The following is a 22,053-nucleotide window of genomic DNA, read 5'->3' as shown; positions in this document are numbered from 1 at the left end:
GGTGTTCGGCCGGTCATCGGGGGCCGGTCGGGTCGGCCAGTTGGCGGTACCGACCGCGGTAGTGGATCAACGGACCAGGGTCGGGTTCGTCGCCGACCGTCACCGACTCGACGGTTGCCTCGATCAACATCGACCATCCGAACGGTCGGGCGCCGTCAAGTCGGCAGCCAGCCCAACTCGTCGCTGCCGCGAGAACCGGGCCGTGCTCGGTGAACCGCCAGTCCACCCCCTTGAACGGGCCGCCCGGCGCGGGCATCAGGCCGGCGAACCGATCCGCCAACTGACGGTGCGACGGACCCAACGGGGTGACCGCGAACCGCTGTGCCTCCTGGAGCACCTCCCACAGCTGGGACTCCTCGTCGAGTAGGCCGAGCAGCCGTGGCGGTTCGCCGTCGACCAGGACGGTCGACGACACGGTCAGCCCGGCCAGCGGCACCGCCGTCCCGCGTGCCGGGCCGGTCGGATTCGTGTTGCTGTCCGGCTGGGCCGGACCCACCGTGCCGACGGTCCAGAGTACGACCGGAGCGGCCAGCCGCCCGCGCAGTCGCCGCACCGGCGAGCGCTCCGTCGCGGCGGCGGCGAACGGGTCGCGGTAGTGGATCTCGGCACCTGGCTCTAGATGATTCACGTGAAACATTGTGGCCCGGTCGCGGGCGGCCCCGCCGCGCACCTCACCGGCGGGGAGTCACCGTGGCCAGCAGCTCCGGCATGCGCCGGTCGAGCAGATCGCCGGTAATGTACAGGCCGAGGAGCACCGCGCCGACGCCGTACCCGAGGCCGACCGGCAGCGCCAGCCAGACCCAGACGTCACCGAGTACCGCGGTCGCCACCACCATCGGCACGGCGGCCACCGCCGCCGCGATCATCGCCACGAACGCGAGCAGGCTCTTTGCCATCCCGGCCCCGCTGTTCAACGCGAACGGGTTCGACGTCTCCGGCAGCGAGTAGGCGCCGATTACCGAGATGACCAGGTTCACCGCCAACCCCGCCCCGTACGCGGCGAACAGCGTCCCGGCCGCGATCGGGATCCAGCCGGGCTCCTGGAGGAGGAAGCCCAGACCGGCGGAGATGACCACCAGCATCGGCACGATGTACACGGAGAAGCCGACCACCCGGGCGCGCAGCTCCAACCGGCCCGGCACCCCGGCGATCACGTTCGCCGCGTACGCGCTGCCGTCGAAACCGAACTGGTTTGCCAGCGTCACCGTGGCGAGCGCGCCGACGAAGAGCATCGAGAGGCTGACCGTGGTCGTCGACGTGGTCGGACCCACGTCCACCGGGCCGTCACCGCCGAACACGAATCCACCGGATCCGCCGACGTTGATCAACGCCGGTACGAAGACCCCGACCACGGCGACCGTGATCAGATTGGCCCGTCGCCGCATGTCCCGCCACCAGTAACGCGTCTCGCGGGCGACCAGCGCGCCGTAGCGGTTGCGCGGGGTCCGGCCGAGCAGCCGGGGGAACAGCTGCGCCACCGGAGCGCCGAGCTCGCCGGTGGCGGCCTTCGCCGTACCGGTGCTCGCGGAGCCCACCATCGCCGATTCCAGCGAACGCGCCCACCAGGCCAGCAGCGCGAGCACGGTCACCGCGGCGATGAGCAGCTTCACCGGGACCGCCCAGAGCCGCCCCTCGACCACATCGAAGCCCATGGTGTACGGCGCGGCCAGCGGCGTCCAGCCGACGATCCGCGCGATGTCCGCCAGCCGATCCCAGTCGGCGTTGCCGAGACCACCGATCACCACCAACTGCAACGGGCCGAGCAGCGCGGCCAGCACCGCCAACAGCACCGCGGCCAGGTCGCGGACCTTGCGAGAGCGCAGCATCCCGGCGAAGGCGCTGGTGATGGCCCGGCTCGCGACCACGCAGAGCACCAGCCCGGCGGCGATCCCGACCAGCTGGACGAACCCGGCCAGCGCCCCGCCGAGCAGGAGGGCGCTGAGCACCGTCCCCAGCGTCGCCAGCCCGGTGGCGATCGTCGGCACGCCGACCAGCGCCGCCGCCAGCAGCCCGGCGACCAGCGTCCGGCGGGGCAGCGGCAACAGCGCGAAGCGGGCCGGATCGAGCGACTCGTCCACCCCGAAGAAGACCAGCGGCAGTAGCAGCCAGCCGAGCACCAGCAGCGCTCCGCCGAAGCCCGTGGTCAGCAGCATGCCCTGCGGGTAGTCACCCAGGCCCGGCGCGGCCAGCATCAGGAATCCGGTGCCGGCGAACCACAGCCCGGCCAACAGACCACCGATGAACAACCCGATCCGCCAGCCCTGGCCGCGCAGGTTGTTGCCCATCACCCGCAGCTTGAGCCGGACGAAGTGCCGGGAGCGCACCGGCCGGGCGACGCCGTCGGCCGCAGCTCCCAGCGGCGGCGTCGGCGTGATCACAGCCATGCCAGCTCCTCGCCGGTCGCCGTGCGACCGCCGACGACCTGGACGAACACCTCCTCGAGGGAACGCCCGGCGCGGACGAAGTCCAGCGTGCCGACCTGCTTGATCACCCCGTCGGCGAGGATGGCGACGTGGCTGCAGAGCCGTTCGACCACGTCCATCACGTGGCTGGAGAAGACCACAGTGCCACCGCCGGTGACGTACCGCTGCAGGATGTCGCGGATCAGCGCCGCGGACACCGGGTCGACCGCCTCGAACGGCTCGTCGAGGACCAGCAGTCGCGGACCGTGCAGCAGCGCGCAGGCCAGACCGATCTTCTTCTTCATCCCGGCGGAGTAGTCGACGACGAGGGTACGCCCGGCGTCACCCAGGGCGAGCACGTCGATCAGCTCCCGGGCCCGTTGGTCGACCACCGCGGGGTCCATGCCCCGCAGCAGTCCGTGGTACGCGAGCAGCTCGGCGCCGGTGAGCCGGTCGAACAGCCGCACCCCGTCCGGCAGTACGCCGAGCAGCTGCTTGGCCCGGGTCGGGTCCGTCCAGACGTCGTGACCGAGCACGTGTGCGCTGCCGGCATCCGGCCGCAGCAGGCCGACGGCCATCGACAACGTGGTCGTCTTGCCCGCGCCGTTCGGGCCGAGTAGCCCGTAGAAGGACCCGCCCGGCACGTCGAGGTGCACTCCGGCCACCGCGATCTTGTGATCGAACCGTTTGGCGAGCCCACGCAGGGTCAACGCGCTCGGGCGTGCGGTGTCCATCGGGTCGCTGTTCACGGTACGACCGTAGCCAGCGCCGGCCAGGTTGGCATTCGGGCCGGGGAAGGATTCACGTCTCCTACCTGGTGGCGAGGCTCCTCCGTCGCCGGATGAGCCCGCCGGATGAGCCCGCCGGATGAGCCCGCCGGATGGGGAAGACCTAGCCGCGCAGGCTCTCCGGGGCGTGCAGACGCAGCATCACCGCGTTCACCTGATTGGGCAGCCGACGCCGGGTCAGCGCCGACACCAGGATCATCACCGCGAACGCCAGCGGCACCGTCCACGCGGCCGGCTGCGCCACCAGGACCGCCGGCCAACCGGACAGTGCGGGGCCGAGCATGGTCCACAGCACCGCGCCGATCGCGGCGCCGCCGCCGACGATGATGCCGGCCGCCGCACCGGCGTCGGTCAGCCCTCGCCACCAGATGCCCAGCACCAACAGCGGGCAGAAGCTCGACGCGGCCACCGCGAAGGCCAGCCCGACGACCTGGGACACGTCGAGCCCGGAGACGTTCAACGCGAGCACCATCGGCACCGCGCCGGCGACCAGCGTCGCCAGCCGGAACCCGCGTACGGAGGGACGCCGCAGCACATCGGTGGAGACCGCGCCGGCGACGCTGGTCAGCAGCCCGGACGAGGTGGACAGGAAGGCCGCGAACGCGCCGGCGGCGACCAGTGCGGCGAGCAGCTGACCGAGCGTCCCGCCGCTGAGCGCCGCCTCCGGCAACAGGATCACCACCGCGTCCGAGCGGCCGGTCATCAGCAACTGCGGGGTGTAGATCCGGCCGAGCACCCCGTACAGCGTCGGGAACAGGTAGAACATGCCGACCAGGCCGAGCACCACCAGCGTGGTGCGGCGGGCGGCGGCGCCGTCCGGGTTGGTGTAGAACCGCACCAGTACGTGCGGCAGCCCCATCGTGCCGAGAAACGTCGCGAGAATCAGGGAATAGGTGGCGAACAGCCCCTGGTCACCGCGCTCCGGGTCACCCGGCAGCAGCCAGGCCAACCCCCGGTCGGCGTCGACTCCGGAGACCTGTGGCACCGGGTCGCCGGCGTCGAAGGTCAGCTCGGTGCCCGGCTCCACCTGCTCGGTGCGTCCGTCGAGGTAGGTCAGGGTCGCCGACCGTTCGATCAGGACCGTGGTGGTCTCGATGAAGGCCGCCCCCTCTGGCGGGGTGATCGGCGGCCGACCGTCGGACTGCCACTGCAACGCGAGGAAGATCGCCGGTACGGCGAGCGCGGTCAGCTTGAGCCAGTACTGGAACGCCTGCACGAAGGTGACCGCCCGCATCCCGCCCAGTGCCACGTTCGCCGTGACCACCCCGCCGACCAGCAACGCCCCCAGCGGGTACGGCGCGCCGGTGACCGTGGCCAGGGTCAGCCCGGCACCCTGTAGCTGCGGCAGCAGGTAGAACCAGCCGATGAATATCACGAAGAGGGTGGCGAGCCTGCGTAGCCGCCGCGAACCGAGCCTGATCTCGCAGAAGTCCGGCAGGGTGAACGCCCCCGAGCGACGCAGCGGGGCCGCCACGAACAGCAGCAGGGCCAGGTAGCCGGCGGCGAAACCGACCGGGTACCAGAGCACGTCCACGCCGTACTTGAGGATCAGCCCGGCGATGCCGAGGAACGACGCCGCCGACAGGTACTCGCCGCCGATCGCCGCAGCGTTCCAGCCCGGGCTGACGGTACGCGAGGCGACCAGGAAATCGGACGTGGTGCGGGCCAGTTTCAACCCGTAGAACCCGATGGCGACGGTCACCAGGGTGACCGCCACCAGCGCCGGAATCAGGTACGGGTTGGCCATCGGCGCTGCTCAGCGCTCTGGCCGGCGGACCAGCGCGGCGAAGTCCTGCTCGTTGCGTTCGGCGAGATACACGTACGCCAGGCCGACCGCGAGGAGAAAGGGGAAGGCGGCCACTCCGAGCAGCAGCCAGGCCAGGTTGACGCCGCCGATCTTGGTGCTGCCGACCGCCGGTGCCACGGTGAACAGCATCGGCAGTGCGCCCAGGCCGATCGCCACCACCGCCGCCAGCCGCAGCGCCAGGGCCAGTTGAGCCCGGACCAGCCCGCGCACGAGTGCCTCGCCGACCTGGGTCTGTTCGGCCAGGTCGGTGCGGAGCCGGTCGGCGCCGCTGCGGCGGTTGACCTCGCCCAGCACGATCCGCACCCGGCGGGGCGGCGCCGTGGTGGGCTCGGACGCCGGACCGTGGCCGGCGTCGTCGTGTTCGGCCATGCCGGCAGTCTCACCGGCCGTCGCAGAATGTCAAGCCCACCCACCCAGGGTGGTGCCCGACCGGTGCCCGCCCGGTGGTCGCCTGCCAGGCGTCCGGTCGCGGAGTTCGTCGAGCTGGACGAGCGCCCACTCCAGCGACTCGCAAACCCCAGGAACAGCGAAGCGCCCGACCGCAGACTGCGGTCGGGCGCTGCTGAAGCCCGGCGAGAGGCTTTGTGGCCAGGGGCGGGGTCGAACCGCCGACCTTCCGATTTTCAGTCGGACGCTCGTACCAACTGAGCTACCTGGCCGGGCAACCGGGTCATCATACCCGGATCGGCGACGGTGGTCTCCAGACCCGGTGAACGTGCCCCAGAACACTAATCGCCGCGTATCGAAACACGCGGCGACCGGTGTTGCGGTCCTGACGGGACTTGAACCCGCGACCTCCGCCTTGACAGGGCGGCGAGCACTCCAACTGCTCCACAGGACCTCGGCGTTGCGCCGGCCGGTTGGCCGGTTGGTGCCCCCAACGGGATTCGAACCCGTGCTACCGCCTTGAAAGGGCGGCGTCCTGGGCCGCTAGACGATGAGGGCGGCCCCATCATCATCGCACATCGCGACTTTGACGGTAGTGCTCCCATCCGGCCCCGCCGGAAGCTTGCGAAAGCATACGCGACGAGCATGCCCCGGGCCAAACCAGCCCGGTGGACCGGACGATCAGGGGGAAAGGTTAGCACCGAGCGGCATGATCCCGTACCGCTGCCTCAGCTCCTGGAGGATCGTCGGCAGGGCCGCGACGGTTGCGGACCGGTCACCGCCGCCGTCGTGCAGCAGGATCACCGAGCCGAGTCGGGACTCGGTCTGGATGTGCTCGATGAGCTGATCCTTGGTTGGTTTGTCCCAATCGCGCGGGTCGACGTCCCAGTCCAGCGACACCATGCCCAACTCGTCGGCGACCGCCACCGCCGCCGGGGTCCAGGCGCCGGCCGGATGCCGGAAGTGCTCGACCGGCGCGCCCGGAACAACCCTGTGGATCTCCTTGGTCGTACGCAGCAGATTGGCGCGAATCTCCGCTTCCGGTAGGAGCCCAAGATCGAGCTCGTGCCCCCAGCTGTGGTTGCACAACGTGTGACCCTCCCGGACGATCCGGGTGACAAGTGCGGGATACCGGCGTACCTGGGCGCCGACCAGGCAGAACGTCGCCTTCACCCCGGCGGTGCGCAGCTCGTCGAGGATCAATGGGGTCCACTGTGGGTGTGGGCCGTCGTCGAAGGTGATCGCCACCTGGCGGTTGCCGGTGCGGCGCTGCAACAGGCCCGGATCGACCGTGGGCCGGGGCGACGCGCCAGGTGTGGCGGTCCCCGCCGGCGGCGGTCGGGAATCATTGGTGTCGTCGACCGACGGGGCGGGTCGGGGCGCGGGGACCACAACAGACAGTCCATCTGGCTGACCGGGTGCCGCGCCGAATCCGGCGACGGCCGACCACTGTGCGGGCACCTCACGGGCGCCACGCATGGCGGAGATACTTTCGCTGCCGACGAACAGGGCGAACACGGTCAGTCCAGCCGCGAAAACGGTGCGTCTCGACATGTCGACTCCGGGCGGGGGGGTTTGGCGGAGACCGAGCGACTGCATACGTTAGCCGATCAATGCGTACAGTTCGACCCTTTCTGCTGAGCAATCGCTCAGTAGCCCGCCGGGTGCTCGCTCAGTCGTCCGCCGGCGCGTCGGCGCGCAGGAGCGCGGCGACCGGATCCGCGGAGCGCGGACCGGTAGCGACCTCGGCGGCCCGGCAGAGCTCGACCGCTTCGGTCAGGTTGCCCGCGTGCCGTACCCCGGCCGGCAGCTCCGCCAGCGACCAGCCGGGTCCGACCGCCAACACCAGCACCGGGCGGTGCCGCCCGGCACGTACCGCCAGCAGCTGACCGGTGTCGGCTGTCGCCGGCGTCTGCGACCACAGTGCCACCGCGGCCGGACCGGTCCGGCCGACCGCCGCGACCAGCGCCGACGTCGGCACCCGGGCGCTCAGCAGCCGGGTGAGTACCCCGACCTCGGCGAGCGCCGCCGCCAAAGCCTCCAACGGAAGCGTGTGCTGTTCCTCGTCGGCGCAGGCCAGCAGCACGCCCGACCCGCCCACGGCCGCAGCGCCGTGGCCGACCGCGCTGCCGGTTGCGAAGCCGGTCGACGTCGGCCGGTTCACCATCGACAGCGCCTCGGAGACGCAGCGCGACAGCAGATGCTCCACCTCCACGAAGCCGGCTGTCGTCGCGTACCGGTCGCCGACACCAGCCAACACCGGGCGCACCACCTGATCCCAGGTGGCGATGACCCCGTCGCTGAGCAGCGCCTGTTCCAGGATCTCCCGCATGGTCAGGTTGTCCAGCCGGACGGCCGCCCGGGCCAGGCCGCGCGCTGCCGGACCGGCGGCACCGACCCCGATGGCGAACCGGCCGCCGGCCCGCCCGGTCGCCACCGCCGCGGACGGACGCGGACCGGCGGCGGTAGCGGAGGGACCCGGCCCGCCGGCCGTCGCCGCCCAGCGGGCCGCCTCGGCGGGTGCCACCCCTTCGGCGGTGAGCCGGCGCATCACCTCGAGCCGAGCCAGGTCCTCGCGGCTGTACCGGCGATGGTGACCCTTGACGTGTCGGGTCGGCCCCAGGCCGTAGCGTTGATGCCAGGTCCGCAGCGTGGTCACCGCCACGCCGAGTCGGCGCGCCGCGTTGCCCGCGCTCAGCGCGTCATCGCCCACCCGACCGCTCCGTGACAGAGCCGTACTCCTGCCTGCCCGGAGCCGACCCGCCGCCGTCTGGGAACAGGTGGCTCTGAGCGAACAGGTGGTCGGCGACTCCGGCGAGCCACGGGGCGTACGTGTCCGGTTCGTCGGCCAGCCCGGCCTGCAGCTCCCGCGCGGGGACCCACCGCAGCTGCGCGACCTCCTGCGGGTCGGGCCGCAGCGTGGCCTGCGGGTCCAGGGAACCCAGCAGTACGTGGTCGTACTCGTACTCGGTCCGTCCGGTGACCGGGTCGGTGGCCTGGTACGTGTGCACCCCGATCTCGGTCAACGCGACCGGCTCGACGCCGACCTCCTCGCCGAGGCGTCGGTTGGCGGCCACCGACAGGTCCTCCCCGGGTAGCGGATGGCCGCAGCAGGTGTTCGCCCAGCGCAGCGGAAAGCGGGTCTTCACCGCGGCCCGCTGCTGCAGCAGTAGCCGGCCGCGTTCGTCGACCAGGAGCACCGAGAACGCCCGGTGCAGTTGGCCAGGAGGCTGGTGGGCATCGGCGACGGTTGTCGATCCGACCGGTCGACCGGTCGGATCGACCAACTCGACCAGATGGCCTTCTCGTGCGTGGACGGTCATCCGGCACCTCTCGTGCTCGCGCGTCCGCCACCACGGCGGCCGCTCCGCGGGGCTCCGCCGGTCACCCGTGCCGCAGCCAGCTTCCCGGAAATCAACACCATCGGTACACCGACCCCGGGTTGGGTGCCTGAGCCGACGAAGACCACATTCTCCAGTGTGGGGTGCAGGTTGCCGGGACGGAACGGCCCGGTCTGGAACAGGCTGTGTGCGGCGGCGAACGGCGTACCGGCCGCCATCCCGGCATCGGCCCAGTCGGCCGGGGTCACCACCTCGCGTACCTCGATGCCGTCGGCGAAGCCACGATAGCCGCGCTCCTCCAAGGTGTGGATCAACTCGTCGGCGTACCGCTGCGGCAGGTCGCCGCGCCAGTCCAGCTGACCCCGGTCCAGGTTGGGCACCGGCGCCAGCACGTAGTAGGTGTGCCGCCCGGCCGGCGCGACCGACGGGTCGGTCCGGCTCGGGTTGGTGACCAGCAGCGACGGGTCACTCATCAGCTCGCCCCGGCGGATCACCTCGTCGAAGGTGCCCTTCCAGAGCCGCCCGAAGTGGATGTTGTGGTGGCCGATCCGCTGGTAGCCCTGCCGGGAGCCGATGTGCAGCACGACGCAGGACGGCGAGTAGCGCAACCGGCGTTGGCGGCTCGGTGGCAACAGCTCGCGGTAGGCGACCGGCAGATCCGGGTTGAGCACCACGACGTCGGCGGGGATCCGTTCGCCGTCGGCGGTGAGCACCGCACGGGCCCGCCCGCCGGCGGTCTCCACCTTGGTGACGGTGCAGCCGTAGCGGATCTTCACCCCGTGCTTCTCGGCGGCGCCGGCCAGCGCCCGGGGCACCGCGTGCATGCCGCCGCGCGGGAACGACACGCCGGCAACGGAGTCCAGGTAGGCGATCACCGTGTAGATCGCGAGGGCGTCGTGCGGCGCGAGGCCCGCGTACATCGCCTGGAAGGAGAAGATCCGCCGGGTACGGGGGTCGGTGAAGAACTGGTCGATCTTGGTCTGCATCCGCCGGAACGCCCCGGCGGCCAGCAGCCGCAGCAGGTTCCCGGTGATCAGGTCGGGCGGGCTGTCCAGGTTGCGGTCAATGAAGTCGTTGCGTTCCAGCTGCCACAGCCGGCGGGCGTAGTCGACGAACCGCAGGTAGCCGTCGGCCTCCCGGGGCCCGCAGACCCGGGACACCTCGGCGGCCATCCGGGCAGTGTCGGTGATCACATCCAGAGTGGAGCCGTCAGGGAAGTAGGCCCGGTACGCCGGATCCAGCGGCGTCAGGTCCAGCCAGTCCGACAGCTCCTCGCCGACCGCGCCGAGCGCCTCGGCGATCAGGTCGGGCATGGTCAGCACGGTCGGGCCGGTGTCGAACTCGTACCCGTCGACCGCCCGCCGTCCGGCCCGCCCACCCGGCACCGCCTCGCGCTCGAGCAGGGTCACCTGTCGGCCGGCACCGGCCAGGTGCAGCGCGCAGGCCAGCCCGCCCAGCCCGGCGCCGACTACGACCACCTGCTCGGTTGCCCCGCTCACGGTACGCATGCCGCGACCACCTCCTTGATGAGCGTTGCTCACATCATGCCTGTCGAGTGGTGGCGGCCACGGCCAGGTCGGTGAGCGCGGCTCGGGCGTCGGCGTCGATCGGTGCGGCCGTGACGGCGGCGAGGGCCGCCTGCACCCGTTGCTCGATCATCCGTTCCACCTTGGCGACGGCTCCGGTCTCGACCACGACCTCGGTCATCCGGGCCACCCACCGGTCGACCTCGGAGCCGGTGCCGACCGGCGGTGCGGCCAGCTCGGCGCGTTGCGCCCCGGTGGCCAGCTCGCGGGCGATCAGCAGCAGCACGGTCGGCTTGCCGGTGCGCAGGTCGTCGCCGGCGGGTTTGCCGGTCCGCGCCGGGTCGCCGACCACGCCGAGCAGGTCGTCGCGCAGTTGGAACGCCTCACCGACGTCGGCGCCGTAGCGCCGGTACGCGTCCCACACCGGGGGATCGGCGGCCGGGCCGGCCAGCGCCGCGCCCAGCTGCAGTGGACGCAGCACCGTGTAGCAGGCGGTCTTGTGTCGGGCCACCCGCAGCGCCCGGTCGACCGACCAGTTGCCGGCGTCGGTCTCGCCGAGGACGTCGAGGTACTGCCCGGCGATCGTCTCCACCCGCATCTGGTCGTAGCAGCGGCGCACCTGCCGCATGGTGGATGCCGGCACGTCGGCCATGGCGAGCAGCCGATCGGCCCAGACCAGGCAGAGATCGCCGACGAGTACGGCGGCCGCCTCACCGAACCGGTCGGCGTCACCGGTCCGGCCGGCGTCGCGGTGTTGGCCGGCCAGCCGCTGGTGTGCGGTGGGCCGACCGCGGCGGGTCGCCGAGGCGTCCATCACGTCGTCGTGGATCAGGGCGAAGGTGTGCAGCAACTCCAGCGCGGCCAGCGCCGGCAGCACCGGGGCGAGCGCCGCGTCGGGGCCGACGACGCCGCGCCAGCCCGAGTGGGCGAAGACCGGGCGCAGCCGCTTGCCGCCGCCGAGCACGGTGTCCCGGGCGATTTGGGCGAACGGTTGCAACGCCGGGTCGATCACGTCGAGCGCGGACAGCTCGGTGGAGAGGAAATCGATCAGGGTGTCGTCGACGGCGGCGCTCAGCTGGGCGTGGACGCGGGCGGACGGCGGTCCGTGGGTGGCCGTAGTCGGCGGGACGTTCGCCGCCACGCTGAGCGTGTTGCCCGCAACTGTGTGATTGGCCACGGGAACGAGCGTACCCTAGGCTCTGAAGTTGCGTCGATTCTTGCGTCGATATTGAGGAGGGCCGGTGGGCGCGAACCAAAAGGGGCCGACGGGCGCGGACCTGGCAACCGCCTATGCCCGGTGTCGTGAGCTGCACAAGCGACACGGCCGCACCTACTATCTCGCGACTCGGCTGCTGCCGCAGTGGAAACGACGGCATGTTCATGCTTTATATGGATTCACCCGCTATGCCGATGAGATCGTCGACCGCACCGACGCGCTGCCGACCGCCGACCGGGCCGCCGCGCTCGACCAGTGGTCGCGGCAGTTCCTCGCCGGCCTGCACGGCGCCCCGGTCGACGACCCGCTGCTCCCCGCCGTCCTGCACACCATCGCGGTGTTCGACCTGGACAAGGCGGACTTCACCGCATTCCTGCGCAGCATGGCGATGGACCTGACCGTCACCTCGTACCCGCGCTACGCCGACCTGCTCGACTACATGGAGGGTTCAGCGGCGGTGATCGGCACCATGATGCTGCCGATCCTCGGCAGCACCGACCGGGCCGCCGCCCGGGAGCCGGCCCGCCAACTCGGCTTCGCGTTCCAACTCACCAACTTCATCCGCGACGTCGCCGAGGACCTGGAGCGGGGCCGCACCTACCTGCCCGACGAGGACCTGGCCCGGTTCGGCGTCACCCGCGCCGACCTGACCGACGCCGCCCGGCAGCGGCGGGCCACCCCAGCCATCATCGAGCTCATCGAGTACGAGGTCGCCCGGGCACAGGCACACTACGCCGCGGCCGCACCGGGCATCACCATGCTGGAGCCCGCCTCGCAGGCTTGCATGCGCACCGCGTACGCCCTCTACGGCGGCATCCTCGACGAGGTCGCCGCCAACGGGTTCGACGTCTTCACCCGCCGGGCCACCGTGCCGAACCGGCGTCGCGCCGCCGTCGCCCTGCGCGCCCTGCTCACCCCCGCCGGCACCCCGGTGACCCTGCCCGGCCCGGTCCGGTCGGCAACCGCCGAGCTTTCACCGGTGAGCGCCGACCGGCCAGCCGCGACAGACTCGCCGTCACCCGCACACCCGTCACCGGCCGAGGCGTCGCTGCCGGTCGCCCCGTAACCGCCGTGCGTACCGCTGTCGTCCTGTTCACCCGCGACCTGCGGGTGCACGACCACCCGGCGCTGGCCACCGCCTGCGCCACCGCCGAGCAGGTGGTGCCGCTGTTCGTGCTCGACCCGCGGCTCGCCGGGCGATCCGCCAACCGGGACCGGTTCCTGCACCAGGCCCTCGCCGACCTGCGCGCCGTGCTGCGCGAACGCGGCGGCGACCTGGTGCTGCGCCACGGCGACCCGGTGACCGAGACGATCCGGCTCGCCCGCGACATCGACGCCGGCGGCATCGCCGTCTCCGCCGACGTCAGCCACTACGCCCGAAGCAGGCAACGGCGGCTACGCGACGAATGCGAGCGGCACCGCATCGCGTACCGCGAATTCCCCGGCCTGACCGTCGTCGACCCGGCGGCGCTCACCCCGACCGGTGGCGACCACTACAAGGTCTTCACCCCGTACTTCCGGGCCTGGAGCGCCGCCGACTGGCGGACCGCCTGCGCCGCGCCGGAGCAGATCCGGCTGCCCGCCGGGCTCGCCGTCGGCCGGTTGCCGGCCCTGCCGACCGGCGAGTCACCGCAGGCCGCCGCCGGTGGCGAGACCGTCGGCCGCCACCGGCTGCGCGACTGGCTCGGCAACCTCGACCGGTACGGCGACCAGCACGACGACCTGCCCGGCGACGCCACCTCCCGGCTCAGCCCGTACCTGCGGTTCGGCTGCCTGTCCCCGCTGGAGGTGGCGCAGGCCGCCGGTGACCGCGACGGGCCGTTCGTCCGGCAGCTCTGCTGGCGCGACTTCCACTACCAGGTCGCGCACGCATTCCCGGACCTGGCGACCACGGCCTACCGGCGCAACGCCAAGGAGGAATGGCGCTACGACGCCGCCGCGCTGGACGCCTGGCAGACCGGGCACACCGGGCTGCCGATCGTCGACGCCGGCATGCGCCAGCTGCTGGCGCAGGGCTGGATGCACAACCGGGCGCGGCTGATCACCGCCGCGTACCTGACCAAGGAGCTCCGCCTGGACTGGCGGGCCGGGCGGGCCTGGTTCGACCGGTGGCTGCTCGACGGCGACCTGCCGAACAACTCCGGCAACTGGCAGTGGGTGGCCGGCACCGGCAACGACACCCGACCCAACCGGCGGTTCAACCCGCTGCGCCAGGCGCACCGCTTCGACCCGGCCGGCGACTACGTCCGCCGCTGGCTGCCGGAGCTGGCCGGCGTCGCCGGCGCCGCCGTCCACGAGCCCTGGCAGCTGCCGCTGGCCGTCCGCGCCGGCCTCGACTACCCGCCGCCACTGTCCGACCGCTGATCCTGTCCGACCACTGATCCTGGCCGCCCGGTCGGTGGCGGTTCGTGCCCTCTGCCATGCTGGCCTCATGCGTGAGCCGGAACAGGTGGATGTCGTGGTCGTCGGGCTCGGGGTCGGTGGCGAGGAGGTCGCCGGCCGGCTCGCCCAGGCCGGACTGGCCGTCGTCGGCGTCGAGCGGCGACTGGTCGGCGGCGAATGCCCCTACTGGGGCTGCGTCCCCAGCAAAATGATGATCCGGGCCGCGAACGCGCTCGCCGAGGGCCGCCGGATCGCCGACCTGGCCGGCACCGCCGACGTGCATCCAGACTGGACGCCGGTGGCGCGGCGGATCCGCGACGAGGCCACCGCCGACTGGACCGACACCGCCGCCGTGGACCGGCTCACCGACAAAGGGGTACGCGTACTGCACGGCACCGCCCGGCTCACCGGCCCAGGCCGGGTCGACGTCGACGGGCAGGAGTTCACCGCCCGCCGGGGCGTGGTGATCGCCACCGGCACCGTGCCGGCCGTGCCGCCGATCGACGGGCTGGCCGGCACCCCGTACTGGACCAACAAGGAAGCCATCGAGGTCGCCGAGCTGCCCGAGTCGCTGGTGGTGCTCGGCGGCGGGGCGATCGGGCTGGAGCTGGCCCAGGTCTTCGCCCGGTTCGGCGTACGGGTGACCATCGTCGAGCCCGGCGAGCGGGTGCTCTCCCACGAGGAGCCGGAATCCTCCGCGCTGGCCGAGCGGGTCCTCGGCGCCGACGGAGTCCGGATCCGGCTCGGCACCCGGGCCGAGTGGGTCGAGCACCACGACGACACGTTCGCCGTACACCTGTCCCAGGGCGGCCCGGAGAGCGGGCAGCGGCTGCTGGTCGCCACCGGCCGCCGCGGTGACCTGGGCAGCCTCGGCCTGGACACGGTCGGGCTCGACCCGGCTGGCCACTACCTGCCGGTCGACGACCGGATGCGGGTCGGCGACGGGATGTGGGCGGTCGGCGACATCGCCGGCCACGGCGCCTTCACCCATCTCGCCACGTACCAGGCGGACGTGGCGGTCCGCGACATCCTCGACCAGGGCGGGCCGGCGGCCGAGTACCGGGCGGTGCCCCGGGTCACCTTCACCGATCCGGAGATCGGCGCCGTCGGGCTGACCGAGCAGCAGGCCCGCGAGCAGGGCATCGACGTCGCGGTGGCGGTGACCGAGGTGCCGGACTCGTCACGGGGCTGGATTCACGGGCCGGGCAACGACGGCTTCATCAAGCTGGTCGCCGACGTCGACCGGGGCGTGCTGGTCGGGGCGACGTCGGCCGGCCCGACCGGCGGCGAGGTGCTCGGCGCACTCGCCGTGGCGGTGCACGGCGAGGTGCCGTTGACCAGCCTGCGGCACATGATCTACGCGTACCCGACGGTGCACCGCGCCATCCAGTCCGCCGTAGCGCAACTCACCTGACCAGCGGGTCAGGGCAGCGGGACGACGTAGGAGTCGACGCGGGCGACGAGCCCGTCGCGGAACGTGAACAGATCGTTGAAGGCGAAGCGGAACGGTCCATGCTCGACGCTGGTGCCGCGACCCTCTCCGGTGGCGACGACCACCGGCCCGTCCTCGTAGGTACGCTGGAGGTCGAGCGGCTGCAACAGGATCTGTCCCGCAAGCAGCGGGGCAGCAACCGCCGTAAGAAGGCTGTCGTGAAGGTCGCCAGGGCACACGCCCGGGTGGCCGACACCCGGCGGGACTGGCAGCACAAGCTGTCCACGACGATCATCCGTGAGAACCAAGCGGTGTACGTCGAGGACCTTGCCGTTGCCGGTCTCGGCCGGACCCGGCTGGCCAGGTCCGTGCACGACGCGGGCTGGGCCAGCTTCACCGCAATGCTGGAGTACAAGGCGGCGAGGTACGGACGCACGTTCGGCCGGGTGGACCGGTGGCTCCCGTCCACCCGGACGTGTTCCGACTGCGGGCGCGTCAACGGCAGGATGGCGTTGAACGTTCGGTCGTGGGTGTGTCCGTGTGGCAGTCACCACGACCGGGACGTCAACGCCGCGATCAACATCAAGGCCGCCGGGCAGGCGGACTTCAACGACCGTGGAGCGCGGGTAGGACCGGGACTCGTCTCGGCACCGCGCGGTGAAACGGTAACCCACCAGAACGCTGCGCGTGTCACGCGCAGCGTGGCTGGAATCGCCGCCGTTTAGGACGGCGAGGATGTCAATGCGACCAGGTGATGCGCCACTTCGGTGATCGGATCACGATGGCGGTCACGCTCAACGAGCCGAACCTGCCGCAGCTGCTCTCCTGGGCGGACGTGCCGGAATCGGCTCGGAAGCTGGAGCGGGCCACCCTGGAGGCGGCCAGCGCCGCCGCCGGGGTGCCCCGCTATCGGGTCAGCACCATGATGCTGCCGGAGGACTTCGACGCGATGCGCGACGGGATGACGGCGGGCCATCTCGCCGCCCGTACGGCGCTAAAGGCCAGGCGGCCCGATCTGCCGGTGGGGCTCTCCATCGCCATCGTGGACGACAGGGTGGCCGGCGACGACGCGACGCTGCGCGACCGAAAGCGCGCCGAGGTGTACGACCACTGGCTGCGGCTGGCCCGCGACGACGACTTCATCGGCATCCAGAACTACGAGAGCGCGGTCTACGACGCCAACGGGCTGTTGCCGCCACCGCCGCAGGCCACCCTGCACCAACTGGGCTCGGCGATCGACCCGAGGGCGCTCGGTGGCGCGGTGCGGTACGCGTACGAGGTCAGCGGTGTGCCGGTCTTCGTGACCGAACACGGCGTCGGGGTCGACGACGACACCCTGCGGGCGGCCTTCGTCGAACCGTCGCTGGCCGGGCTGCTCGACGCGATCGACGACGGCGTACCAGTGCTCGGCTACTGCCACTGGACCCTGCTGGACAACTTCGAGTGGGCCGCCGGCTACCGGTTCCACTTCGGCCTGCACACGGTGGACCGGGAAACGTTCGCCCGTACCCCTAAACCGAGCACGACCAGGTACGCCGCCATCGCGACCAGCCGGGCCCTGCCCTGAACCGTCGATGGTCGATGGGCTAGTCGCTGGGCACGGCATCGGGCGCCACCAGCGGAAGTGCCGCGCCGAAGCGGGCCGCGACCGCAGCCACGGCGGCCACCTCGACCTGGTCGGCATCGACTCCGGACACTGGCCGACGCTGACGCGACCGGCAGAGCTGGCGCGGATCCTGGCCGCGATCTAGCCGGGAGCCAGAACGCCCGCGCGCCTGCGCTGCCGTGCGCTCTGGCCAGCCCGCCGGCATGGACCATGTCCCTCCCGACACCCGGATCTGCTTGGTACGGGCGGGCACGTCGGTCCGCCACGTCCCGGTCCGTCGTTGAGTGGAGGGCTCACGCACGGCAGTACCGCACCCCGGATCTGACGGGCATCCCGCCGACGGCCGCCGCCATGCACCGCGCCGACGGCGCGCCGGATCTGCCGCGAACTGATAGGCACCGTGGGTGAGGGTGGTTGCTGGTCGCCAGCTTCCGGACGTGCCGAGATGAGCGAGGCGTTCCTAGGGTGAGTCACCGCAGCGCTGCTGCGAGTTCGGCGGCGTTGTCGAACGCGGGTGCCGCCCTCTCGGATTCGTCTTCCGTGAGCGTGACGGACTGGGCGCAGGCCAGCATCTCGGCCGCAGTTTTTGAATCGTGCAGCACCATCGCGAGTTCGGCACGGTAGACCAGGACCTCTACCTGCTCGACCGGGTCGTCGTCGGCCTGCGGGCGGGCCAACGCGCTGTCGAGGATCCGAACGGCCTGTCCGACGTTTCCCCTGGAATCGGCCTGCACGACAGCATTCGCTAGGGCCTTGGTCAGCCGCCCGGCAGGCGTGGTGGCCGGCTTGGGCGCGGTGGCGGCATCCCGAAAGACGCGGATCCAGTTGCCACCCGGGTCGATGACGCTGAATCCGCCCGACCCGTCGGCGTTCTTCCGCGCCCTTGGCCGGGTCATCCGGGGCGTTCCGGACACCAGTACCTTGCCGTACGCGGCGCGCATGCCGGCTGCGAATGCCCGGTGTAGTCCCTCGATGTCTGCGGAGATTACGAGACAGGAGCCATAGGACTGCTCCGGGTCGAACCCGGCGATCTCGAAGAATTGCAGATTCAGATCTTCCCGCTGCACCGCCACACACCCGTGGGGCTTGCGTTGCTTGTACGTGGTGCGGAAACCCAGAGCTCCGTAAAAGGTTTCGATGTCGTCAATGGATGCGCACGGCAGCAGGGGAACGGTTACCTCGTTGGCCATGCCTCCTTCCTAAGGGTCGCAGGGTGTCTGGCGCACATGGAAATAGCCGATCGTCGCCTTTGGTCATCCGATCGGCTGATGTCCCGGAACGCACAGGCCGTTGAGCCGAGTCCTCGGCGGTGCCTTCCTACCTGCGAGACGGCTCTCCAAGATCATGCGCCCGAATCTGCCGCAGACCGGTCGTGGAAAGGTAACTCTGTTCTCTCGATCGGCGACCGAGGCTCAGCAGCAGCTACCGACAGCGCGGCTGATCACCTCGCCAGTGGTCCCCTTCCGACGGAGGTTCTACCGACAGTGTCCTACTCACCGAGCCACGCCAGGGACGTCGCCGGCCCTTCGTCCACGGACCCACCGCGGACCTGCCACAGGCAAGCTCCACCGCGCTCATCCGTGACCAGGAACAGGCCGGCAGGACGATCTCCGTCATCGTCGACCGGCCGCATCGCGGCCAACTCGGTGACCTGTTCGCGAAGCCAGGGCAGCCCCGCTTCACGGATGTCACCGCCGTAGAACAGGTACAGCGTCCAGTTGAACGGTGCCGAGGCGTACATCCCCATGCCGTTCCACTGTAGGGAAGGATTCCGGGCTCGGTGTCTTACCGGGCCGTCGCTTTCCGGAGTTCGCTCAGCCACTCGATGCCGAGCTGGTGGCAGTCGGGGAACTGGTCGTCGCGATCCCAGCGCCACGTAGTGATCATCGCAAGCATGAGGGTCCGGCGATCTCGGAGCAGCTGGCGATCGACGCCCGGGTAGAGGTTGCCGACCTCGTCGGGTGCGTGGGCCAGGTCGAATTCGATTGGTCCCTGGCAGCATGTCTCGAAGTCGATGAAACGCAGGCCGACCGGGGTCGAGAGGAGGTTGCCTGGGTGAGGTTCACCGTGCAGGAGCTGTTCGGGCCGGCCGCTACCGCCGACCGCTCGGCACCGGCGCTCCAACGTGTCGGCGAGAAGGATCCGGTCCGCGTCGGCCAGCTTCGGCGTCCGGTCGTGGTCCGCCACGAGCGTCTGGGCCTCGGAAACCCGGTGCGTGACGTGCGGGGTGGGCAGGTCGACCCGGCGCATCCCGGCGTGCAGACGTTCGAGTGCTCTGGCGTAGTCCGCGCGGGTGAAATCGCTCGAGAGGCCAACGGTTCGTAGTATGTCCACAGAATTACTACGTAGTCGTCCTGGACGAAGACCTTGGTCGTTTCCAGCGCGGCCACCGGGCTCCCGACCTCGGACAGCCGCCCAGCAACATCCACTTTAAACTGGGCACGATAGTGCGCCGCCGGTGCCACCCGTGCCAGCACACCGCAGGGCTGCAGACGCAGGGTGAGCTTGTTCGAGTTCTGCAGGACGGTGGCGTCGTAGGCAGCCAGGCCGAGCGATGAGCGATCGACATGGCTGCCTGTGTTGCTCGCCGGGCTGCATCCGCCTGCATCGGAACACCGTAGCTCAGTGCCTACTGCTGACGGTCGATCTCCACCCAGGTCAGTCCGTCGAGCGTCGACTGCACCTCGGGAAGCGGGCTGCGGCACACGGTACCCGGCAGGGCCGGCAGGAGCGTATTGCCTGACGCGTCCGTCAGCGCCAGCAACACCGGCATGACGAAGACCGCCGCACACACCGGCTCGCCGATTTGCTCCTGCGGCGGTAGGTGCAGCGCCTGGACGAGGTCGTCGAACGGACCGGCGGACCGGTGCGCGGCAACCCAGGCGAAGCCGGGTGTGGGCGAGCTTACGGATTTCGTGAGGGCCAGCCGGAAGGTGCACCGGACGGCCGAGACCGGACGGAAATCCGCAGGCAACGGGTCGGCAAGGCGTTGTCCGGCCAGCCCGTCCACGGACGGGCAGGAAAGAACCGGCTGAGTGAGGTAGAGCGCGCGCTCGGTGCCGTTCGAACAGGCTGCCACTGCCAGGACGGCCACGAGCAACAAGCTGATCCGTCGGACACTCATGTTCATGAGACTGGGTGGCAGCGCCGCCGGTTCCCAACCGGCACCGATCGCATCCTCGATGAACGCCGGCTGGCTGCTGGTCGGTGAAGACTGCGGTGTAGGCCGCCATGGTGGAGCCCATGGCTGGCCGTAAGCTGAGCAGTGCTCGGGTCAGGGTCCTGATGTTGGAGACGACGGGTATCTCTGTCCACGCGAGGTGTTTGCGCCGGTCCCGCCCACACTCGCAGCCAAGGCTGACGGCCCCTATTTCGCGAGCGGCGTAGAGCATCCGAGCAATCCCACTCACCACGAGGCACTCTGTCACGCCGACGCCGAGCAGGTCAGCAGCGCGTTCAGCCGGACGCGCGGCGTCACGGATCGCCAGGTCGAGTCCATGCCGGGCGCCACGGCAGCGACACGTCCGTTCATCCCACGCGCTCGCAGCGTCGCGAGTACCGCAGGTTCGGACAGGTCGCTGATCACCGCCACCTGGCGTCCGCTGGCCACGCACGCGTCGAGGAGCTCCGGCAGACCTTCGGCGGGCAGTGCGGTGAGGGCGGCATCCAGTTCGAGTGCCGACACCACCGCTTCCGCCTCGGCGGCAACATCGGGCTCACGCTCCGCGAGATACTCCAGGGTCATGGTGCACGCCGAACCAGGCGAAGGTGATCGGCACCGGCCGTGGACGGTGGTCCCGGTCCGCCAGCAACGTTGCGATCGCCTTCTCCCGGGTATCGGAGCCGAGCGCGTCCTTCACGTTGAACATCACACCGTCGAAGTCGAGCAGCACCCGACGAGCGCGGTCGACGGCACGGCGGACATGAGGACGGATGCGTGCATGCCCGGGATCCACACCAGTCATGGCCACACCGCCCCTCGCGGATCTTCGAAACTCGGATGGGGGCGACCGGTGCACCCTGCCAACCCGCAAGATCGTGACAGGGTCGATGTCCGAGTTCAACGCCTTAAGATGGCGCGATGGCCATTCCTGAGACGCGACCTGGTGACGGCCCGGCAGACAGGCCTCGGGTCGACGAAGCCCTGCGGCTGCTCTCCGGAGTGCCGGTCGGACTCGACGTCGCCACCGGGCGGCTGAGCCGTGGCAGCGGCGTCTACGCCTGGTGGGCTGCGCCGTCGGTCCTTCCCGACCTGCCGGGGCCGCCGAACGGGAGCGTCCCGTCGCTGCGGATGCTGTATCTCGGGCGGGCGACCAGCCTGCGCGGCCGGATCCTGCGCAACCATCTGCGGCGGTCGGGCAGCTCGACCCTGCGTCGTACGTTGGCCGGGCTTCTGGTGTCCGAGGGCTTCCGGACGACCTGGACCGACCGGGTCGTCCTGATTTCTGAGGATGAGGCGCGGCTGACCGCGTGGATGTTCGCGAACCTGCGTCTGACCTGGGCGGAGTACGCGGAGCCGGCGGGCATCGAGGCCGAGCTTGTCCGGCGGCTGCACCCGCCGCTCAACGTGCACGGCGTCGACCCCGAGCAGGTCCAACCGACCGTGGTAGCTGCCAAGAGCTCGTACAACTCCGGCAGCATGGCGGGGAGCGAACTACCCGCCGTTGTTGCCGTCGCGCAGGGAACGGACCATGCTCTGCAGGATCCGGAGCGCGTCTGACTGCTCGGTCTCGGTCAGGCCGGCCAGCATCCTGACCTCGACTGACCGGACCGCCACGGTCGCCTTCTCGAGACTCCGCCGACCGCGGGGCGTGAGCCGCGTGGGGAGAACCTTCCCGACGGGCGCCTCCGCCGGCCGGGTCACGTAGCCCTCGCGCTCCAGGGCCTGGAGCAGCACGTTCATCGACTGCCGGGTCACGAACGCGCCCCGCGCGAGCTCGGAGTTCGACAAGCCCGGTCGTTGAGCCAGCAGCTCGAGGCACGAGTAGCGCGTCACGCTCATCCCGAGCGGCCGCAGCACCTCCTCCATGGCTTGGCGCAGTGCGCTCGACGCCTCTTTCAGCAGGTAGCCCAGGGACGTCTCCAGGTCGACGCCCACCCCGTCTTGACTCATGTCAGCATTCTGACATAGGCTCTCTGGTGTCAGGAAACTGACACGTAGAACGG

23 protein-coding genes, 3 tRNA genes and 1 pseudogene are annotated in these 22,053 nt (G+C 70.9%); 6 read left to right on the top strand and 21 right to left on the bottom strand.

Annotated features, from left to right (window positions below):
• Nucleotides 1-13 precede the first annotated feature (13 nt).
• The 13 genes from ACFHVL_RS02605 to ACFHVL_RS02545 all read right to left on the bottom strand — a co-directional run bounded on the left by ACFHVL_RS02605 (nucleotide 14) and on the right by ACFHVL_RS02545 (nucleotide 11,428).
• Nucleotides 14-670, bottom strand: a complete 657-nt coding sequence (locus ACFHVL_RS02605; protein ID WP_416625186.1) for a flavin reductase family protein — start codon at nucleotides 668-670, stop codon at nucleotides 14-16.
• Between the two features lies 1 nt (nucleotide 671).
• Nucleotides 672-2,384, bottom strand: a complete 1,713-nt coding sequence (locus ACFHVL_RS02600) for an ABC transporter permease (protein WP_416625184.1) — start codon at nucleotides 2,382-2,384, stop codon at nucleotides 672-674.
• Nucleotides 2,375-3,136 (bottom strand): ABC transporter ATP-binding protein, encoded by a 762-nt coding sequence (locus ACFHVL_RS02595; RefSeq protein WP_416625368.1) that lies wholly within the window; start codon nucleotides 3,134-3,136, stop codon nucleotides 2,375-2,377. Before ACFHVL_RS02595 ends, ACFHVL_RS02600 begins: the two co-directional genes overlap by 10 nt.
• Nucleotides 3,137-3,293: 157 nt before the next feature.
• Nucleotides 3,294-4,937, bottom strand: a complete 1,644-nt coding sequence (locus ACFHVL_RS02590) for a cation acetate symporter (RefSeq protein WP_416625182.1) — start codon at nucleotides 4,935-4,937, stop codon at nucleotides 3,294-3,296.
• 9 nt (nucleotides 4,938-4,946) lie between these two features.
• Nucleotides 4,947-5,366: a hypothetical protein gene (locus ACFHVL_RS02585; RefSeq protein ID WP_326550795.1), complete on the bottom strand. Its 420-nt coding sequence runs from the start codon at nucleotides 5,364-5,366 to the stop codon at nucleotides 4,947-4,949.
• Nucleotides 5,367-5,582: 216 nt separating this feature from the next.
• Nucleotides 5,583-5,656, bottom strand: a tRNA-Phe gene (locus ACFHVL_RS02580).
• A gap of 108 nt (nucleotides 5,657-5,764) precedes the next feature.
• Nucleotides 5,765-5,838 (bottom strand) — tRNA-Asp (locus ACFHVL_RS02575).
• 28 nt (nucleotides 5,839-5,866) lie between these two features.
• A tRNA-Glu gene (locus ACFHVL_RS02570) sits at nucleotides 5,867-5,942 on the bottom strand.
• Nucleotides 5,943-6,065: 123 nt separating this feature from the next.
• On the bottom strand, nucleotides 6,066-6,938 hold the full coding sequence (locus tag ACFHVL_RS02565; RefSeq protein WP_416625180.1) for a polysaccharide deacetylase family protein: 873 nt from the start codon (nucleotides 6,936-6,938) through the stop codon (nucleotides 6,066-6,068).
• Between the two features lie 118 nt (nucleotides 6,939-7,056).
• Nucleotides 7,057-8,097, bottom strand: coding sequence for a MerR family transcriptional regulator (locus tag ACFHVL_RS02560; RefSeq protein ID WP_416625179.1), 1,041 nt, complete (start codon nucleotides 8,095-8,097; stop codon nucleotides 7,057-7,059).
• On the bottom strand, nucleotides 8,087-8,707 hold the full coding sequence (idi, locus tag ACFHVL_RS02555; RefSeq protein WP_416625177.1) for an isopentenyl-diphosphate Delta-isomerase: 621 nt from the start codon (nucleotides 8,705-8,707) through the stop codon (nucleotides 8,087-8,089). The genes ACFHVL_RS02560 and idi overlap by 11 nt, the downstream gene beginning before the upstream one ends.
• On the bottom strand, nucleotides 8,704-10,233 hold the full coding sequence (gene crtI, locus ACFHVL_RS02550; protein WP_416625175.1) for a phytoene desaturase family protein: 1,530 nt from the start codon (nucleotides 10,231-10,233) through the stop codon (nucleotides 8,704-8,706). Before crtI ends, idi begins: the two co-directional genes overlap by 4 nt.
• Nucleotides 10,234-10,267: 34 nt before the next feature.
• Complete coding sequence (locus ACFHVL_RS02545; RefSeq protein ID WP_416625173.1) at nucleotides 10,268-11,428, bottom strand: polyprenyl synthetase family protein; 1,161 nt, start codon at nucleotides 11,426-11,428, stop codon at nucleotides 10,268-10,270.
• 64 nt (nucleotides 11,429-11,492) lie between these two features.
• Between ACFHVL_RS02545 and ACFHVL_RS02540 the strand changes: the two are divergent.
• From ACFHVL_RS02540 to ACFHVL_RS02530, 3 genes and pseudogenes are all read left to right on the top strand, one after another.
• Nucleotides 11,493-12,416: pseudogene (locus tag ACFHVL_RS02540) on the top strand (phytoene/squalene synthase family protein); the annotation flags it as partial.
• Between the two features lie 122 nt (nucleotides 12,417-12,538).
• The gene (locus ACFHVL_RS02535; RefSeq protein ID WP_416625171.1) at nucleotides 12,539-13,831 is read left to right on the top strand and encodes a cryptochrome/photolyase family protein; all 1,293 of its coding nucleotides are present in this window, start codon (nucleotides 12,539-12,541) and stop codon (nucleotides 13,829-13,831) included.
• Nucleotides 13,832-13,898: 67 nt separating this feature from the next.
• On the top strand, nucleotides 13,899-15,263 hold the full coding sequence (locus tag ACFHVL_RS02530) for a dihydrolipoyl dehydrogenase family protein (protein WP_416625169.1): 1,365 nt from the start codon (nucleotides 13,899-13,901) through the stop codon (nucleotides 15,261-15,263).
• Nucleotides 15,264-15,271: 8 nt separating this feature from the next.
• On the opposite strand, the gene ACFHVL_RS02525 is transcribed toward ACFHVL_RS02530, so the two are convergent.
• Complete coding sequence (locus ACFHVL_RS02525; protein WP_416625380.1) at nucleotides 15,272-15,448, bottom strand: nuclear transport factor 2 family protein; 177 nt, start codon at nucleotides 15,446-15,448, stop codon at nucleotides 15,272-15,274.
• Between ACFHVL_RS02525 and ACFHVL_RS02520 the strand changes: the two genes are divergently transcribed.
• Together ACFHVL_RS02520 and ACFHVL_RS02515 are read left to right on the top strand one after the other, a co-directional pair.
• The gene (locus ACFHVL_RS02520) at nucleotides 15,428-16,006 is read left to right on the top strand and encodes an RNA-guided endonuclease InsQ/TnpB family protein (RefSeq protein WP_416625366.1); all 579 of its coding nucleotides are present in this window, start codon (nucleotides 15,428-15,430) and stop codon (nucleotides 16,004-16,006) included. The genes ACFHVL_RS02525 and ACFHVL_RS02520 overlap by 21 nt on opposite strands.
• 56 nt (nucleotides 16,007-16,062) lie before the next feature.
• Nucleotides 16,063-16,848 carry a family 1 glycosylhydrolase gene (locus ACFHVL_RS02515; RefSeq protein WP_416625168.1) on the top strand — a complete coding sequence of 262 codons (786 nt, stop codon included), beginning with the start codon at nucleotides 16,063-16,065 and terminating at the stop codon, nucleotides 16,846-16,848.
• A gap of 509 nt (nucleotides 16,849-17,357) precedes the next feature.
• On the opposite strand, the gene ACFHVL_RS02510 is transcribed toward ACFHVL_RS02515, so the two are convergent.
• The 6 genes from ACFHVL_RS02510 to ACFHVL_RS02485 all read right to left on the bottom strand — a co-directional run bounded on the left by ACFHVL_RS02510 (nucleotide 17,358) and on the right by ACFHVL_RS02485 (nucleotide 20,780).
• On the bottom strand, nucleotides 17,358-18,077 hold the full coding sequence (locus ACFHVL_RS02510; RefSeq protein ID WP_416625166.1) for a VOC family protein: 720 nt from the start codon (nucleotides 18,075-18,077) through the stop codon (nucleotides 17,358-17,360).
• A 299-nt stretch (nucleotides 18,078-18,376) separates the two neighbouring features.
• Complete coding sequence (locus ACFHVL_RS02505; protein ID WP_416625164.1) at nucleotides 18,377-18,634, bottom strand: hypothetical protein; 258 nt, start codon at nucleotides 18,632-18,634, stop codon at nucleotides 18,377-18,379.
• 38 nt (nucleotides 18,635-18,672) lie between these two features.
• Nucleotides 18,673-19,137 (bottom strand): phosphotransferase family protein, encoded by a 465-nt coding sequence (locus ACFHVL_RS02500; protein WP_416625162.1) that lies wholly within the window; start codon nucleotides 19,135-19,137, stop codon nucleotides 18,673-18,675.
• A 379-nt stretch (nucleotides 19,138-19,516) separates the two neighbouring features.
• On the bottom strand, nucleotides 19,517-19,981 hold the full coding sequence (locus tag ACFHVL_RS02495; protein ID WP_416625160.1) for a hypothetical protein: 465 nt from the start codon (nucleotides 19,979-19,981) through the stop codon (nucleotides 19,517-19,519).
• A 330-nt stretch (nucleotides 19,982-20,311) separates the two neighbouring features.
• Nucleotides 20,312-20,632, bottom strand: coding sequence for a hypothetical protein (locus tag ACFHVL_RS02490; protein ID WP_416625159.1), 321 nt, complete (start codon nucleotides 20,630-20,632; stop codon nucleotides 20,312-20,314).
• The gene (locus tag ACFHVL_RS02485; RefSeq protein WP_416625157.1) at nucleotides 20,604-20,780 is read right to left on the bottom strand and encodes a hypothetical protein; all 177 of its coding nucleotides are present in this window, start codon (nucleotides 20,778-20,780) and stop codon (nucleotides 20,604-20,606) included. The genes ACFHVL_RS02490 and ACFHVL_RS02485 overlap by 29 nt, the downstream gene beginning before the upstream one ends.
• A 188-nt stretch (nucleotides 20,781-20,968) precedes the next feature.
• On the opposite strand from ACFHVL_RS02485, the gene ACFHVL_RS02480 reads away from it, so the two are divergent.
• Nucleotides 20,969-21,607, top strand: a complete 639-nt coding sequence (locus tag ACFHVL_RS02480; RefSeq protein WP_416625155.1) for a GIY-YIG nuclease family protein — start codon at nucleotides 20,969-20,971, stop codon at nucleotides 21,605-21,607.
• Here the strand turns inward: ACFHVL_RS02480 and ACFHVL_RS02475 are convergent.
• Nucleotides 21,542-22,000, bottom strand: a complete 459-nt coding sequence (locus ACFHVL_RS02475) for a MarR family winged helix-turn-helix transcriptional regulator (protein ID WP_416625153.1) — start codon at nucleotides 21,998-22,000, stop codon at nucleotides 21,542-21,544. The genes ACFHVL_RS02480 and ACFHVL_RS02475 overlap by 66 nt on opposite strands.
• Between the last annotated feature and the right edge of the window lie 53 nt (nucleotides 22,001-22,053).

This window comes from Micromonospora sp. LOL_023 (genome assembly GCF_048060115.1).
Classification (GTDB): Bacteria; Actinomycetota; Actinomycetes; order Mycobacteriales; family Micromonosporaceae; genus Micromonospora_E.
Note: the sequence above shows the minus strand (reverse complement) of the source record. Positions and strands in the feature narration are given on the sequence as shown.